General features: G+C 68.6%; 18 protein-coding genes. 12 read left to right on the top strand and 6 right to left on the bottom strand.

The features are described from left to right. The first annotated feature begins 155 nt into the window (after nucleotides 1-155). A complete protein-coding gene (locus ABIA36_RS12690) occupies nucleotides 156-647 on the top strand; it encodes a MarR family winged helix-turn-helix transcriptional regulator (protein ID WP_369962766.1) in 492 nt (163 codons plus the stop codon). A gap of 76 nt (nucleotides 648-723) precedes the next feature. Here ABIA36_RS12690 and ABIA36_RS12685 read toward each other — a convergent pair whose 3' ends face one another. Further along, nucleotides 724-1,788 (bottom strand): NAD(P)H-dependent flavin oxidoreductase, encoded by a 1,065-nt coding sequence (locus tag ABIA36_RS12685; protein ID WP_369962765.1) that lies wholly within the window; start codon nucleotides 1,786-1,788, stop codon nucleotides 724-726. Nucleotides 1,789-1,946: 158 nt separating this feature from the next. Here ABIA36_RS12685 and ABIA36_RS12680 point away from each other — a divergent pair, with 158 nt between their 5' ends. The 5 genes from ABIA36_RS12680 to ABIA36_RS12660 all read left to right on the top strand — a co-directional run bounded on the left by ABIA36_RS12680 (nucleotide 1,947) and on the right by ABIA36_RS12660 (nucleotide 5,111). After that, complete coding sequence (locus tag ABIA36_RS12680) at nucleotides 1,947-2,621, top strand: alpha/beta family hydrolase (RefSeq protein WP_369962764.1); 675 nt, start codon at nucleotides 1,947-1,949, stop codon at nucleotides 2,619-2,621. A 178-nt stretch (nucleotides 2,622-2,799) separates the two neighbouring features. Further along, nucleotides 2,800-3,129: a PadR family transcriptional regulator gene (locus ABIA36_RS12675; RefSeq protein WP_369962763.1), complete on the top strand. Its 330-nt coding sequence runs from the start codon at nucleotides 2,800-2,802 to the stop codon at nucleotides 3,127-3,129. Between the two features lies 1 nt (nucleotide 3,130). After that, nucleotides 3,131-3,505, top strand: coding sequence for a DUF1048 domain-containing protein (locus tag ABIA36_RS12670; RefSeq protein WP_369962762.1), 375 nt, complete (start codon nucleotides 3,131-3,133; stop codon nucleotides 3,503-3,505). Then, entirely contained in the window at nucleotides 3,502-4,335 is an 834-nt protein-coding gene (locus tag ABIA36_RS12665) for an ABC transporter ATP-binding protein (protein ID WP_369962761.1), read from the top strand. The genes ABIA36_RS12670 and ABIA36_RS12665 overlap by 4 nt, the downstream gene beginning before the upstream one ends. After that, complete coding sequence (locus tag ABIA36_RS12660) at nucleotides 4,335-5,111, top strand: ABC transporter permease (RefSeq protein ID WP_369962760.1); 777 nt, start codon at nucleotides 4,335-4,337, stop codon at nucleotides 5,109-5,111. The genes ABIA36_RS12665 and ABIA36_RS12660 overlap by 1 nt, the downstream gene beginning before the upstream one ends. Before the next feature lie 74 nt (nucleotides 5,112-5,185). Here the strand turns inward: ABIA36_RS12660 and ABIA36_RS12655 are convergent, their stop codons facing one another. After that, nucleotides 5,186-5,752 (bottom strand): GNAT family N-acetyltransferase, encoded by a 567-nt coding sequence (locus tag ABIA36_RS12655; RefSeq protein WP_369962759.1) that lies wholly within the window; start codon nucleotides 5,750-5,752, stop codon nucleotides 5,186-5,188. An 80-nt stretch (nucleotides 5,753-5,832) separates the two neighbouring features. Between ABIA36_RS12655 and ABIA36_RS12650 the strand changes: the two genes are divergently transcribed. Both ABIA36_RS12650 and ABIA36_RS12645 read left to right on the top strand, forming a co-directional pair. Further along, on the top strand, nucleotides 5,833-6,375 hold the full coding sequence (locus ABIA36_RS12650; RefSeq protein ID WP_369962758.1) for a DapH/DapD/GlmU-related protein: 543 nt from the start codon (nucleotides 5,833-5,835) through the stop codon (nucleotides 6,373-6,375). A gap of 65 nt (nucleotides 6,376-6,440) precedes the next feature. Then, on the top strand, nucleotides 6,441-7,043 hold the full coding sequence (locus tag ABIA36_RS12645; RefSeq protein ID WP_369962757.1) for a hypothetical protein: 603 nt from the start codon (nucleotides 6,441-6,443) through the stop codon (nucleotides 7,041-7,043). Nucleotides 7,044-7,153: 110 nt separating this feature from the next. Here ABIA36_RS12645 and ABIA36_RS12640 read toward each other — a convergent pair whose 3' ends face one another. Genes ABIA36_RS12640 through ABIA36_RS12630 form a run of 3 tightly spaced genes read right to left on the bottom strand, consistent with a single transcriptional unit; the run spans nucleotide 7,154 to nucleotide 8,979 of the window. Next, entirely contained in the window at nucleotides 7,154-7,339 is a 186-nt protein-coding gene (locus tag ABIA36_RS12640) for a hypothetical protein (protein ID WP_369962756.1), read from the bottom strand. A 12-nt stretch (nucleotides 7,340-7,351) separates the two neighbouring features. Next, the gene (locus ABIA36_RS12635; protein ID WP_369962754.1) at nucleotides 7,352-7,603 is read right to left on the bottom strand and encodes a hypothetical protein; all 252 of its coding nucleotides are present in this window, start codon (nucleotides 7,601-7,603) and stop codon (nucleotides 7,352-7,354) included. A 41-nt stretch (nucleotides 7,604-7,644) separates the two neighbouring features. Then, complete coding sequence (locus tag ABIA36_RS12630; protein WP_369962753.1) at nucleotides 7,645-8,979, bottom strand: coiled-coil domain-containing protein; 1,335 nt, start codon at nucleotides 8,977-8,979, stop codon at nucleotides 7,645-7,647. 377 nt (nucleotides 8,980-9,356) lie between these two features. On the opposite strand from ABIA36_RS12630, the gene ABIA36_RS12625 reads away from it, so the two are divergent. Beyond that, a complete protein-coding gene (locus ABIA36_RS12625; protein WP_369962752.1) occupies nucleotides 9,357-9,851 on the top strand; it encodes a L,D-transpeptidase in 495 nt (164 codons plus the stop codon). A gap of 129 nt (nucleotides 9,852-9,980) precedes the next feature. On the opposite strand, the gene ABIA36_RS12620 is transcribed toward ABIA36_RS12625, so the two are convergent. Next, a complete protein-coding gene (locus ABIA36_RS12620; RefSeq protein WP_369962751.1) occupies nucleotides 9,981-10,583 on the bottom strand; it encodes an LON peptidase substrate-binding domain-containing protein in 603 nt (200 codons plus the stop codon). 35 nt (nucleotides 10,584-10,618) lie between these two features. Here ABIA36_RS12620 and ABIA36_RS12615 point away from each other — a divergent pair, with 35 nt between their 5' ends. From ABIA36_RS12615 to ABIA36_RS12605, 3 genes are all read left to right on the top strand, one after another. Beyond that, nucleotides 10,619-11,116, top strand: a complete 498-nt coding sequence (locus ABIA36_RS12615; RefSeq protein ID WP_369962750.1) for a DUF427 domain-containing protein — start codon at nucleotides 10,619-10,621, stop codon at nucleotides 11,114-11,116. Nucleotides 11,117-11,303: 187 nt separating this feature from the next. Next, nucleotides 11,304-12,356, top strand: coding sequence for a ParA family protein (locus tag ABIA36_RS12610; protein WP_369962749.1), 1,053 nt, complete (start codon nucleotides 11,304-11,306; stop codon nucleotides 12,354-12,356). A gap of 136 nt (nucleotides 12,357-12,492) precedes the next feature. Next, a complete protein-coding gene (locus tag ABIA36_RS12605; RefSeq protein ID WP_369962748.1) occupies nucleotides 12,493-12,960 on the top strand; it encodes a hypothetical protein in 468 nt (155 codons plus the stop codon). Nucleotides 12,961-13,175: the final 215 nt, after the last annotated feature.

Below are 13,175 nucleotides of genomic sequence, written 5' to 3'. Positions count from 1 at the left end.
GGTTGCGACAACGCAATTATCCCTCGTTCGCCGCGCGCGCGGTAGTGGCCGCGGGGCACTCGGAGCGTGTTCGCGCGTCGGGCTCGGAACCCACGGCGCCCGTCCCGGGACCGGCGCTGGTGCGCGAGCCCGGGGATGCACGGTACAACTGGAGAGTGGACCACGAAGAACAGCACGCCGACGACGTCGACGCCGCCCTCCAGGCGGCCGACGTGATGATGCGGGTCGCCGCCCGCTCGGTGTCCGAAGTCGAGGACATCGTCACCTCGCCTCAGCTCCGGGTGCTCGTGATGGTCGCCACCCGCGGACCGCAGACCCTCGGCGGTGTGGCCGCCGAGCTCGGCGTGCACGCGTCCAACGCCACCCGCACCTGCGAGAAGCTCGTGCGGCTGGGACTGGTCGAGCGGACGGAGGACCCGGCCGACCGCCGCTTCGTCCGCGTCACCCTCACCCCGGAGGGCAGCGCGCTCGTCGAGCGCGTGATCGGCCACCGGCGCTCGGCCCTGGCCGAGGTGCTCGCGGAGATGGAGCCGGCCGAGCGGCACGCGGCCGCGGCGTCGTTCCGTGCGTTCGCTAGCGCGGCGGGCGACCTCCCGAGCGCGGACGGGCGGTTCACCCTGCTGCTTCCCGGGGCTGCAGGGATCTAGGGTCCGCCGGGGAGCTAGGGATCAGTCGGGCGCGTCCGCCCGTCAGCGCGGGCACGGACCATCGCGGTCGCGCGGCTCAGCGTGCGTCGTCGGGAACCCCGGCGGCGAGCTCGGCGAAGACGTCCGCGGCATCCTCGATCCGGGAGAGCCCGGCGCTCTGCCCCATCCACAGCGACAGCAGCTCGGGCTGCCCTGCGGCCGACGCGGCACGGCGGAAGACGCCGGTGAGGATGTTCTGCAGCGGGAAGGTCGCCCCGGCCCCGCTGCTCTCGATCGCGCGGACGGCGTGGTTCGGCAGGCCGCGCGCGAGCCGGCCGCTCATCGCCCGCGTCAGCACGGTGTCGCTCGCGAGCGCCCCGCGGATCCGCTGGCGGTGGATCGCGGGGGCCGCGGACTGCGCGGTCGCGAGGAACGCCGTCCCCACCTGCACACCCGACGCGCCGAGCGCGAACGCGGCCGCGACGCCGCGCCGGTCGGCGATGCCGCCTGCAGCGATCACGGGCACGCTGACCGCGTCCACCACCTGCGGGATCAGCGACAGGCCGCCGACGAGGCTGCGTTCGGACTGCAGGAGGAACGACGGCCGGTGCCCCGCGGCCTCGGCGCCGGACGCGACGATCGCGTCGACGCCGCCGGCCTCCAGTGCCCGGGCCTCGGCGACGGTGGTTGCCGCACCGATCACGCGGATGCCACGCGCGTGCGCCGCCTCGATCACGTCGGGCGCCGGCACGCCGAACACGAAGCTCAGGGCGGCGGGGCGCGCGTCGAGCGCGGCCTCGAGCTGCTCCTCGAAGTCCGGCAGCGGCGCGACCGGCCACTCGGGAGGCCGCACACCGGCCTGCGCGAAGAGCCCGGCCATCCCCTCCACGGCGCGATCGAACTCGGCGCGGTCGAAGTCGGCCGGGGCTGACTCGCCGGGCTCTCGGTGCGGCAACCACAGATTGAGGGCGACCGGACGGCCGGTGGCCTCCCGCAACTCGGCGGCGACCGCGCGGATGCGGTCACCGTCGTACCCGTACAGTCCGTACGAGCCGAGGCCTCCCGCGTCGCTCACCGCCGCCGTCAGCGCGACGGATGACATCCCGCCGAACGGGCCGAGGACGACCGGCACCTCGACGCCCATCATGCTGGTCAGACTCATCCGCGGACTCCAGTCTCAGAAGTGACGACACAGCCGAATACATTTGCGTACTCGCAAGTGTCGACCCAAGACTGATTATATCGACGCGCGACGCCGCCCCGCCGGGCAGCGCCGGTTCGAGGATGCGGCGGACCACCGCACCCGCTAGCGTTCGAGTCGTGGATGTGGACGTTCCGACCGCCGCCGGACCAGGCCGGCTCGTCGTCGCGCCCGCGGAGCATCCCCGCGCCCTGCTCTGGCTCGGCCACGGCGCAGGCGGCGGCATCGGCGCCGCCGACCTCGCTGCACTCGCGGCCGAGCTGCCCGCGCTCGGCGTCACCGTCGCGCGCTTCGAGCAGCCGTGGCGGGTCGCCGGCATGAAGGTCGCCTCCCGGCCGCCCGCGCTGGACGCCGCCTGGCTGGAGGCCGCACCCGTCGTCGCGGAGCTCGCGGCCGGCGTTCCTGTGATCGCCGGCGGCCGGAGCGCCGGAGCGCGCGTCGCGTGCCGCACCGCCGCCGAGACGGGGGCCGCCGCGGTGGTGTGCCTCGCCTTCCCGCTCCATCCGCCGGGCCGTCCCGACGTCACGCGGCTGGACGAGCTGCTGACGCCGACGGTCCCCGTGCTCGTGCTCCAAGGCGACCGCGACACCTTCGGCGGCGCGGAGCTGCTGCGCACCGAGCTGGCCGCCATGCCCGGCGACCACGGGAACGTGCGGATCGTCCCCGTCGCGGGCGCCGACCACGGGATGAAGACCCTGAAGGCGTCCCCCCTCACCGCGCACGACGTGCGCGAGCTGGTGGTGGCGACGACGGCGGCCTTCGTGGATGAGGTGCTCGGCTCCTCGGGGCGCTGACCATCCACAGGAGTTCTGCTCCAAATCTCCTTTCCAATGGCACTGGGAAGGAGATTCCGCCCGTGTCGGCGCGCTTTCTCCCCTGCGAAAGAAAATCACTATTCAGTGTTGCTATCTACCGGTACTCGGCGTTACTATCTAGTGGTAGTCAACAGCACTGAGTAGTTAGGAGGGCGTCGTGGGAAAACAGACCACGGAGATGCTCAAGGGCACGCTCGAGGGCATCGTCCTCGCCATCCTGTCGAGCCGGGCCGCGTACGGGTACGAGATCACCTCGTGGCTGCGCGACCAGGGCTTCGAGGACATCGCCGAGGGCACCGTGTACGCCCTGCTCGTCCGGGTGGAGCAGCGGGGCCTCGTGGATGTCGAGAAGGTCCCGTCGGAGAAGGGGCCGCCGCGCAAGGTGTACTCGCTCAACGCAGCGGGACGCGAATACCTGGACGAGTTCTGGAGGACGTGGAGCTTCCTCGCAGAACGACTGGAACAGCTCCGAGACGGAGGAAACTGACATGGCACCGAAGTGGATCGAGCTGGTCACCGGATCGCTCGAGCAGAAGAAGCAGTACCGGCAGATCAAGAGCCGGCTGGACGCCCTCCCCGACCCGTACAACGGCGTCGCGAAAGCGCTCAACCGCTACCTCATGTACAACGGCGGGATCGTCGACGGCGACACCATCCTCACGATGATGACCGACTTCGTCGAGCTGTGGGAGCGCGCCGCCGCCGACGGCAGCCCGGTCCGCGACATCGTCGGGGACGACCCGGTCGAGTTCGCCGAGGCCTTCGCCGCGGCGTACGTCGGCACCCGCTGGATCGACAAGGAGCGCGCTCGCCTCACCGAAGCGGTCGAGGCGGCCGAACGCGAGCAGGAGGAGAACTCATGAGCACGACCACGGCCCCCGCCATCCAGGTGCGCGGCCTCGAGAAGTCCTACAAGGACGTGCATGTGCTGCGCGGCGTCGACTTCGACGTCCAGCCCGGCAGCATCTTCGCCCTCCTCGGCTCGAATGGGGCAGGCAAGACCACGGCGGTGAAGATCCTCTCCACCCTGCTGCAGAGCGACAAGGGTACGGCGACGGTGAACGGTTTCGACGTGGCCCGCAAGCCGGATGACGTGCGCGACTCGATCAGCCTCACCGGTCAGTTCGCCGCTGTGGACGAGATCCTGAGCGGCCGGGAGAACCTCATCCTGGTCGCCCGGCTCCGCCACCTGAAGAACCCGGGCGGCATCGCGGACGAGCTCCTGGCGCGCTTCTCGCTCACCGACGCGGGAGGCCGCAAGGTCGGCACCTACTCGGGCGGCATGCGCCGCCGGCTCGACATCGCGATGAGCCTCATCGGCAACCCACCGGTGGTCTTCCTCGACGAGCCGACCACCGGCCTCGACCCCCAGGCCCGCCTGGAGGTGTGGGACACGGTCAAGCGCCTCGCCGGCCGCGGCACCACGGTGCTGCTCACCACGCAGTACCTGGACGAGGCGGAGCAGCTCGCCGACCGCATCGCGATCCTCCACGAGGGCCGCATCATCGCCAACGGCACGCTCGCCGAACTCAAGCAGCTCCTCCCGCCAACGCAGGTCGAGTACGTGGAGAAGCAGCCCAGCCTCGAGGACGTGTTCCTCGCAATCGTCGGACCGCCGGCCTCGGCCGCCGCGCCCTCCTCATCCTCCACCGAACCCGCGGCCGCGGAGACGCAGCCGTCGAAGGAGTCCTGATGTCCACCGCGAACTTCGTCTCGGACACCACCGTCCTCACCGGGCGGTCCATGAAGCACATCACGCGCAGCCTGGACACGATCATCACGGTGACCATCGTGCCGATCGCCCTCATGCTGCTGTTCGTGTTCGTCCTCGGCGGGGCCATCAACACCGGCCCCGACTCGGGCTCGTATGTGAACTACCTGCTCCCCGGGATCATGCTGATCACGATCGCGTCGGGCATCTCGTACACCTCGTACCGGCTGTTCATGGACCTCCAGGGCGGCATCTTCGAGCGCTTCCAGTCCATGCCGATCGCCCGGTCGAGCGTGCTCTGGGCGCATGTGCTCACCTCGCTGGTCGCCAACATGATCTCGGTCGTGCTGGTGGTGCTGGTGGCGCTGCTGATCGGTTTCCGCACCGGAGCGAGCGTGCTCGCCTGGCTGGGAGTCGCGGGCATCCTGGTGCTGTTCACCCTGGCGCTGACCTGGGTGGCGGTGATCGCCGGACTGTCGGCGAAGAGCGTGGACGGCGCGGGCGCGTTCGCCTACCCGCTGATCTTCCTCCCGTTCATCAGCTCGGCGTTCGTCCCCACCAGCACCATGCCGGCCCCGGTCGCCTGGTTCGCCGAGCACCAGCCGGTGACACCCATCGTGGACACCATCCGGGCGCTGTTCGCCCAGCAGCCGGTCACCGGCGACATCTGGATCGCCCTCGCCTGGTGCGTCGGCATCCTGGTGGTCGCGTACGGGTTCGCCACCGCGATCTACCGGCGGCGGATCAGCCGGGGGTGACGCCTCCGTCCTCTCTCGGCGCACACGGCCGCCGGCCCCTCCGGGTCGGCGGCCGTCGCGCGTGTTGCGGGGGTTCACCCCACCTCCCGCCGCATCACCCACCGCACAGCCCCGCCCGAGTGCGCATCCGTCTCCCGCACCCGCGCGAACCCGTGCTTCTCGAACAGCTCGACCGTGCCGACATACCCGCTGATCACGTCCACCCGCTCGCCGCGCGTCTCGACCGGATACCCCTCCACCAGCCGCGCCCCCGACGCCCGTGCGTGCTCGACCGCCCCGTCGAGGAGGTCGTGCATCAGCCCGCGTTTGCGGAACCCGCCGCGCACCACGAAGCAGACGATCGACCACGGGTCGAGCTCCTCGTCCAGATGCGGGATGGTGCGCGAGTTCATCAGCCGCCGGTACGTGGACTTCGGCGCGACCGAGCACCAGCCGGCGACCTCCCCGTCCGCGTAGACCAGCACCCCCGGTCCGGGCTCGGTCGAGCACTCGTGGCGCATGTAGTCGACGCGCTCCGGCATGGACAGGCGGGCGTCCCGGTACGACATGCACACGCAGCCGCCGGCGCCGGCCTTCCGCGGCACCATGAACGCGGCGAAATCGTCCCAGCGGCCCGTCGCGGGGAGCACCTCGATGGCCATGCGGGCAGCGTACCGTCCGGCGCCGACATCGCGGGCGTGTCCGGCCCGCCCCGCGCGGGATGCGGAGGGAGGATCGTGGGATGCCGAGCGACCTCCTGATGCGCATCCACTCCCCCGAGTTCCAGGCCATGTCGGAGCGCGTGCTGCGGGCGACCGAGCTGACCTCCCGGCTGAACGTCCTGCCGTTCGACGACGAGGCGGGCAAGGCGGCGCTGTTCGCGGAGATCCTGGGCCGCCCGCTGCCGGAGAGGGTGACGATCTACCCGCCGTTCTTCACCGACCACGGGTTGAACCTCGAACTGTCGGAGCGGGTGTTCATCAACCAGAACTGCACGTTCCTCGACTACGCCGGCATCCGCCTCGCGCCGCGCGTCATGGTGGCGCCGCGGGTCACCTTCATCACCGTCGGCCATCCGGTGGATGTGGAGGACCGCCGCGTCTGGCTGACCGGAGGCCCGATCGACGTCGCCGAGAACGTGTGGATCGGGGCGGGGGCGACCATCCTCCCCGGCGTCAGCATCGGCCGGGACGCGGTGATCGCGGCGGGGGCGGTCGTCGCGGAGGATGTGCCCGCGGGGACGCTGGTGGCGGGGCCGAAGGCGACGGTGCTTCGGGAGTTCTGAGCGCCGCGTTTTTGGTCCCGCCCGCCTATCCCCGCGGGCGCCGCGGCGGCGTATGGTGCGGCACCATGAACAGCATCCCTTCCTCATCGGGCGCGACCCGGCGCCCCGGCCGCGCCGAACTGGCCGACTTCGCCGACCGCCTCCGCGGCCAGCTCGGCGGGCTCCCCGGCTTCGGCCACTACCCCGGCACGATCGCCGCCCTCGACGCCGGCCATGCCGCCCGCACCCTCGGCACGGGCGTCGACCTCACCCTGCCGTCGGCCGTCGCGACCGGCGACGTCCTCTTCGCGCCGGACCTGAACCCGGCCTTCTTCTACTCGTGGGATGTGCACCCCAGCCAGTCGCCGGACTGGTTCCGCGTCTCGGTGCGCTTCACACCGGCCGACTTCGGGATCACGGAGACGCGCTCCTACGACCTCGCCTGGGCGGTGACGCCGTTCTTCCTCGACCTTGATGCCGTGCTGACCGTGGAGGCGTCGGCGAACGCGGGGGTCGTGGCGCAGACGTGGACGCTGGACACACCGCAGGCGCGGGCGTTGCACGTCGGGGTGGGGCCGATCGCCCCGGACGAGACGGTGCACGTCGACCTGGTGCGCGGAAGCGCGAACGGGAGCTGGATCTGGCTGCACACGGTGATCGGGGATCCGCCACTGACGACGGAGCCGTAGCCGACGCCGGAAGGAAAGTCGGCCGCGGATCTCCTTCCCGAGGGTGTTTGGAAGGAGGTCTGCGCCGTGTCGCACCCGGATCTCCTTCGGGCGGGGCGCGCGGTGCCGCCCTAGAGCTCCGGCCGCTGGCTGCGCAGGATCCTCCAGAGAGTCCCGAGGACACCGAACAACACTGCCATGAGAAGCGGGAACGCGAACGATCGACCGCCGACGACGTCGTAGATGGCCGACGCAAGCCAGAGCGCCGCCACCACATAGAGCAGCCATGACAAGGCCGTCGACCAGTCGCGTTTCACTCGCGCCACTCTCTACTCATCATCAGCGCCCGCTGTCCGGTTCGAGGCCCGACGTCGCACGAGCGCCAACACGATCGTGGCCACGCCGACGAGGAAGAACACGACGAACGCCGCACCGAGCACCCAATCGAGGACCTGCCTCCCTCCGGTGTGCGACCGCAGCGACAGCACGCTCGCTACGATCTCCATGGCCCCGATCACGCAATAGAGGATGCCGAAGGTGAGCAGGGTCCGCCACGACCGGCTCGGCACGCGCACCTTCATGGCCCGAACTGTACGCCCGAAGCCTCAGAGGGCGTCGCCCGTCACATCGGGTCGTTGACGTGCAGGTGGTTGCAGGTGTCGTAGAAGTCCTGGAAGTGGCGCAGTCCCGGTTCGTCGCCGGCGTTCTGGCGGCACTGCCGCTGCCCCAGCCCTGAGCCGTACGGCATGAAGTTGTCGAGCGTCCGGATGAGGGCGAGCGCGTTGCTGTCGGCCCCGTCGGTGCCTTGGCCGCCGAGGCTGTAGAAGTCGACGGCGTGGCCGCCGCCGTTCATGTAGTGCTGGGAGTAGATCCCGGCTCCCTCGATCTGGCCGGTGCAGCGCCGGTTGATGTCGCTGACGCCGACGCTCGAGAACATGTGCTCGGCGATCACCATCGCCTGGAGCACCGAGGTGTCGATGCCGCAGTTCGGAACGGAGCGCCCCTCGGCGATCCAGCGGATCTCGAAGATGTGGTCGGGATAGGAACCCACGAGCTGTCCCGAGTCGACGTAGCCCATCAGCTCCTGCGCGAGGGCCTGGGCGTCGGACGAGATCGGCCCCGCGTCGCCGGACCGGGCGCGCGCGCGGGCTGCCGCGGCTGCTGCGGCGGCGGCAGCAGCCCGGGCGGCGACCCCCGCCTGATACTGCTGCTCGGTGATCGCCGTGGCGCTCGTGAGCGACGTGAGCTGCGCCTGGAGCTCGCCCTCGTGAGCGGTCTCCGCCTGCAGCGCCGCGATCATCTGCTTCTGGGCCGCGGCGGCCTTCTCGGCCTCCGCCTGGGCCTTGGCCGCGAGCACGGTGAGCTCGTTCTTGGCGGCGGTGGCCTGGTCGCTCGCGGCCTTCGCCAGGTTGTCGTCCTGCGCCGCCTTGGAGTAGATGCCGTTGATGGTGGCGGTCAGCTTGCCCATGCTGCTGAGGCGGGAGAGCAGCGCACTCGCATCCCTGGAGTTGCTGGTGAGCAGCGTCCCCGTGAGGTCCGTAGTACCGGAGCGGGCCAGCTTCGCGGCGACCACCGCGGCTTCGTGGTGCGACGCCTGCGCCGTGGCCTTCAGTGCCGTCGACCGGGCGGCGAGGCGGTCGGCCTTGTCCTTGCCGACGGCGAGCGCGGCCTGCGCGGCCTCGTTCTCCTTCCCGCGCTGGATGGCGAGATCCTCGGCCGCCTTGACCTGCGTCTTGAGGGTCTGGACCAGGTTCGTGATCGCCGTGACCTCGGCCTGCTTGGCCGCTTCGTTGGAGCGGGCCGCCTGCACGTCGGCCCAGGACGGATAGTTGTCCGCGTACGCCCTCGGGGCGGCCAGCCCGCCCCAGGCGGCGATGACAGCGACGACGACGCAGATCGCGACCAGCCTCCAGCCGCGAACGGCGGAGGGCGACAGTGCCGGGCGGCCTGGAAGCATTCGGTATCCGAATCGTGGTCGAGCGGGGGTGTGCGGAGGCGCCGACGGCGACCCCGTTCATCGACGCTAACCTGCGAGACGACGGCCCACGCCGCAACACGCCGCTGCCACCGGCGCGACCTGTCGTCGCTCTCATGGGGGTGGGGCGGGAACACCGAAGAATCCCGGAGAACGTCTCAATCACTTGACGTCGAGCACGGACAGGTTGATTCTTGAGCGTACGCATGAGCTCTCGCGAGGACACTCACATGAATTTCATGATCAACCTGCGACGAAGTGCAGCACTCGCCGGAGCGACCTCACTCCTGGCGGCCCTGGTCGGGTGCAGTGTCGTAGCGACCACCCCGAAACCGACGCCGAAACACACATCGGTTCCGGTGGCTGCCGCACCACTCCCGGTCGCGGTATCCATCGCCCTCCCGGCGCAGCCTCCTGCCCCGGCAGTCTCTCCGGCCTGCGCGGGAAACCAGCCCGGAGTCAAGCACATCATCGTCAGCATCAGCCAGCAGCACCTGTATGCGTGCGACGGTCAAGCGCTGTTCACAGACGGGCCCGTCACCACCGGCGCATCAGCGATCGCGAACGTGGACGACTCGACTCCGACCGGCACCTTCCACATCCTGGACAAGGCCCAGAACACGGTGCTCTCCGGCGGCGATGTGAACGGCCAGTGGAATGACCCGGTCCAGTATTGGATGCCCTTCACCGTCGGCGGTTGCGGCTTCCACGACGCGTCATGGCAGACCTTCCCCCTCGGCAGCCCGCTCTACACGACGCAGGGCTCCCACTGTTGTGTCCACGTCGGCCTCGACGTGGTCTCAACGATGTTCTATTGGGCACAGGTAGACACCCTCGTCACCGTCGAAAACTAAGAGCTGACGCTCCAGAAGTGGCCGCCGGCGCCGGGGTGACCACCTTGAGCTGCGTCTTGAGCTGTCCGCGGACGCCCTCGGTGCAACCAGCCCGGCCAGGCAGCGACGACCGCGACCACGACGCAGACCTCACCCAGCAGCCCAGAGCTCCTCGGCCTCCAGCGTCAGATCGATCAGCTGACGCAGGAGACCGCCCATCGATGTCGACCTCAACAGGGTGTACCTGTCGTACTCGCCCAGCGGGGCGATCGCCGCCAGTTGCCAGACGGCTGCGACGGGATCGTCCGCAAGCTCGACGCCGGCATCCGACTCCGGCTCCGCGACGCGGGCGATCACGCGGCGGACGACCGCTTCGGCCTCGGTCCGCAGGGGTGCGAGCGCCTCGGACCACTCCAGCTCCGGCAGAATCGAGAGCTCGGCCCGGGGATACGGGTCCTCGTCGACCCAGCGCTCGACCGTGAACCGCCGGGTCCCCACGCCGACGATGAGCAGGTCCTCGGCACCCGCGGCAGCGCTCACAAGCCGCGCCATCGTCCCGACCGAAGCGCGCTGGTCGCCACCCCCGGCTTCGGATCCCCGCTCGATGAGGACGACGCCGAACTCGAACCCCGGTTCGACCTCGTCGAGCAAACGCCCGACCAACGTGAGATACCGCGGCTCGAACACCCGCAGCGGGACGAGCACGCTCGGGAACAGCACTGATCCGAGCGGGAACATCGGCGATGCGGCCATACTCCAGTGAAGCACCGCGGACGTAGAGTGAACAGGTGCCCCGACCGCGCCCCGAGATCCCCGGACCCGGACAGGAGTCCGTGTGGGACTACCCGAGGCCGCCGCGCATCGAGCGCGTCGCCGCGCCTGTCACGATCCGTCTGGGCGGCCAGCTCATCGTCGAAACCCGAGACGTCGTCCGGGTGCTGGAGACCAGCCATCCGCCGGTCTACTACCTCCCGATAGCGGACTTCGCAGCCGGCGCGCTGGCCGACGCCGACGGTTCGTCGTTCTGCGAGTTCAAGGGCACCGCACGATATCTCGACGTGCGCGGCGGAGGCGAGGTGCGGTCCGCGAGCGCGTGGAACTACCCCCATCCCTCGCCCGGGTTCGAGCCGCTCCGAGACCGCGTCGCCGTCTACGCGCAACAGATGGACGAGTGCACGGTCGACGGCGAGGTCGTGAGGCCGCAGCCGGGAGGGTTTTACGGGGGCTGGATCACGAGTGGCGTCGTCGGGCCGTTCAAGGGGGTGCCTGGGTCACTGGGGTGGTGAGCGGCGGGGATGCCTAGACGTCGACGCCGAGTTCCGCCACGCCGCTCAATGGGCCCCACTGTGACGGAACTGCACCGCGTCGCGATTGGAGGTCCCTATGGCCTCGATCGCAATTCCGCCAAAGCATGTGACCTACCCGATGATATGTTGCAGGGACGCCCCGCCGGTCAGCGACGCAGGAGACTTTATGAAGAGTATCGCCATGTTCAACAACAAAGGCGGGGTTTCTAAGACCACCACCGCGTTCAACCTGGGGTGGATTCTCGCAGAACGCGGACGCCGCGTGCTGCTGGTGGACGCTGATCCACAATGCAACCTGACGGGAATGGTGATGGGCTTCAACAGCCACACCGATCTCGAGGAGTTCTACAGCGCAGAGCCGACACGAAACCTCAAGGCCGCATTGAGGCCCGCGTTCGAGTCCCAACCTGTGCCCCTGGCTCCCGTTGACTGTGTCGAGGTCGACGGCAGGGACGGCCTGTTCCTTCTCCCGGGACACGTTGGACTAGCAGAGTACGAGGTTCAGATGGGACTCGCTCAGGAGTTGAGCGGCAGCATCCAAGCCCTTCAAAACCTCCCTGGTTCCATTCGCAAACTGTATGAGATCACTGCGGCGAAGCTTGATGTCGAGTATGTGATCCTTGATCTAAGTCCAGGGCTCGGGGCGATCAACCAGAACATCGTGATGACGGCGGACTACCTCATCATCCCGACAACGCCCGACGTTTTCAGTGTGATGGCGTTGGACTCGCTTTCACGAGTCTTGCCACGCTGGCACAGCTGGCTCACTCGCGCCTCAGCCATGGAAATTTTCCAGGAGGCTGCTTATCCGCTCGACCCGCCCAAGCTGAAGTTTCTGGGGACGATCGTGCAGAGGTATCGCACGCGTGCGGGCACGCCAGCTAGGGCCTTCCGCGCATATTTTGAAAAGATCGACGCCATAATGAGTGACGCGCTCATTCCTCAGCTCGAGAAGATGAACGCGCTTCTCGAAAAGGATCAGTATGCGCAGAATTCCGACGAAGACGCACTGTACCGAATCGCTAGCATCTCTGACTTCAACGCCCTGATTGCCAGTAGCCAGGCAACGCAGACTCCCGTCTTCTCGCTAACGCAGGAACAAGTGCAACGCGGTGGGGCGGCGTGGGATATCACTGAAGAGAATATCGAGAGCTTTCGCGTCGTTTTCGAAGAACTAGCCGAGCGAATCGTCGCGCTAACAAGCGAAGATGCGGCCTGAATTCGCGCAAGTCTCGGCCGTTTTCGTGTCCGAGATTGCCGGTTGTCGGGACATGGTCGGCATCGCCGATAGCCTCGCGCCTCGGGCACCCGCCCTCGACTTGCGGGACCTATATCGTCACAGCCTCTTAGCGGCTGTGTCGGCGCTCGATACTTGCGTTCACTCAGTCGTTCGTACTGGCATTCTCTTGCACTTACAGGGGCTGGGCCCGACAGTCGAGGCGCAGCTACCTGTCTCGGCCGACCTCTATCGCCGGTGGTACGGCGGCGACATATCAGCGCTCAACGAGATCGAACTGGCGCTGCGACTGGCGCATGGCCGGTGGACAATGCAATTTTCGAAGGACATTGCCGACGCTGTGCGACTGATATCAGCACGCCCGTTATGGCTATCAGCTGCCGCGGGCGACACCGGCCAGGCGGCACATCTGAAGACATCGCTGGACGTGATTGTTCGTCGCCGCAACCAAATCGCGCATGAATCGGATTTCGATCCGTCGACGGGAACAAAATGGCCGATCGATTCCGCTCTTGCAGTCGCCGCGATATCGCTGCTCGAGGAGCGCGGCAAGGCAGTCGTGGCCCACGTCGCTGCCGAGTATTAGGACCCAGGGGTCCGCGCTTCGACTCAAAAATCTAACCGTTGTCGAGCGCACACGGTCAACTGCCAATCCGCCGCGGCTTCGGCGCTTCGCCGAGACATCAACTGCGTCGGCTCTCCATGCCATTCGACCGCCGATAGGCTTCAGCTTCGACGCCGCGGAAAGCGGCTCTCTGCCTGCCCACTCACCCTAGTCAGTCGCGAATTCGCTCCTCGGGA

Source organism: Leifsonia sp. EB34 (assembly GCF_041260585.1).
In the GTDB taxonomy this organism is placed as follows: Bacteria; Actinomycetota; Actinomycetes; order Actinomycetales; family Microbacteriaceae; genus Leifsonia.
The sequence above is the reverse complement of the archived record's forward strand: the minus strand, read 5'-3'. Positions and strand labels throughout refer to the sequence as shown.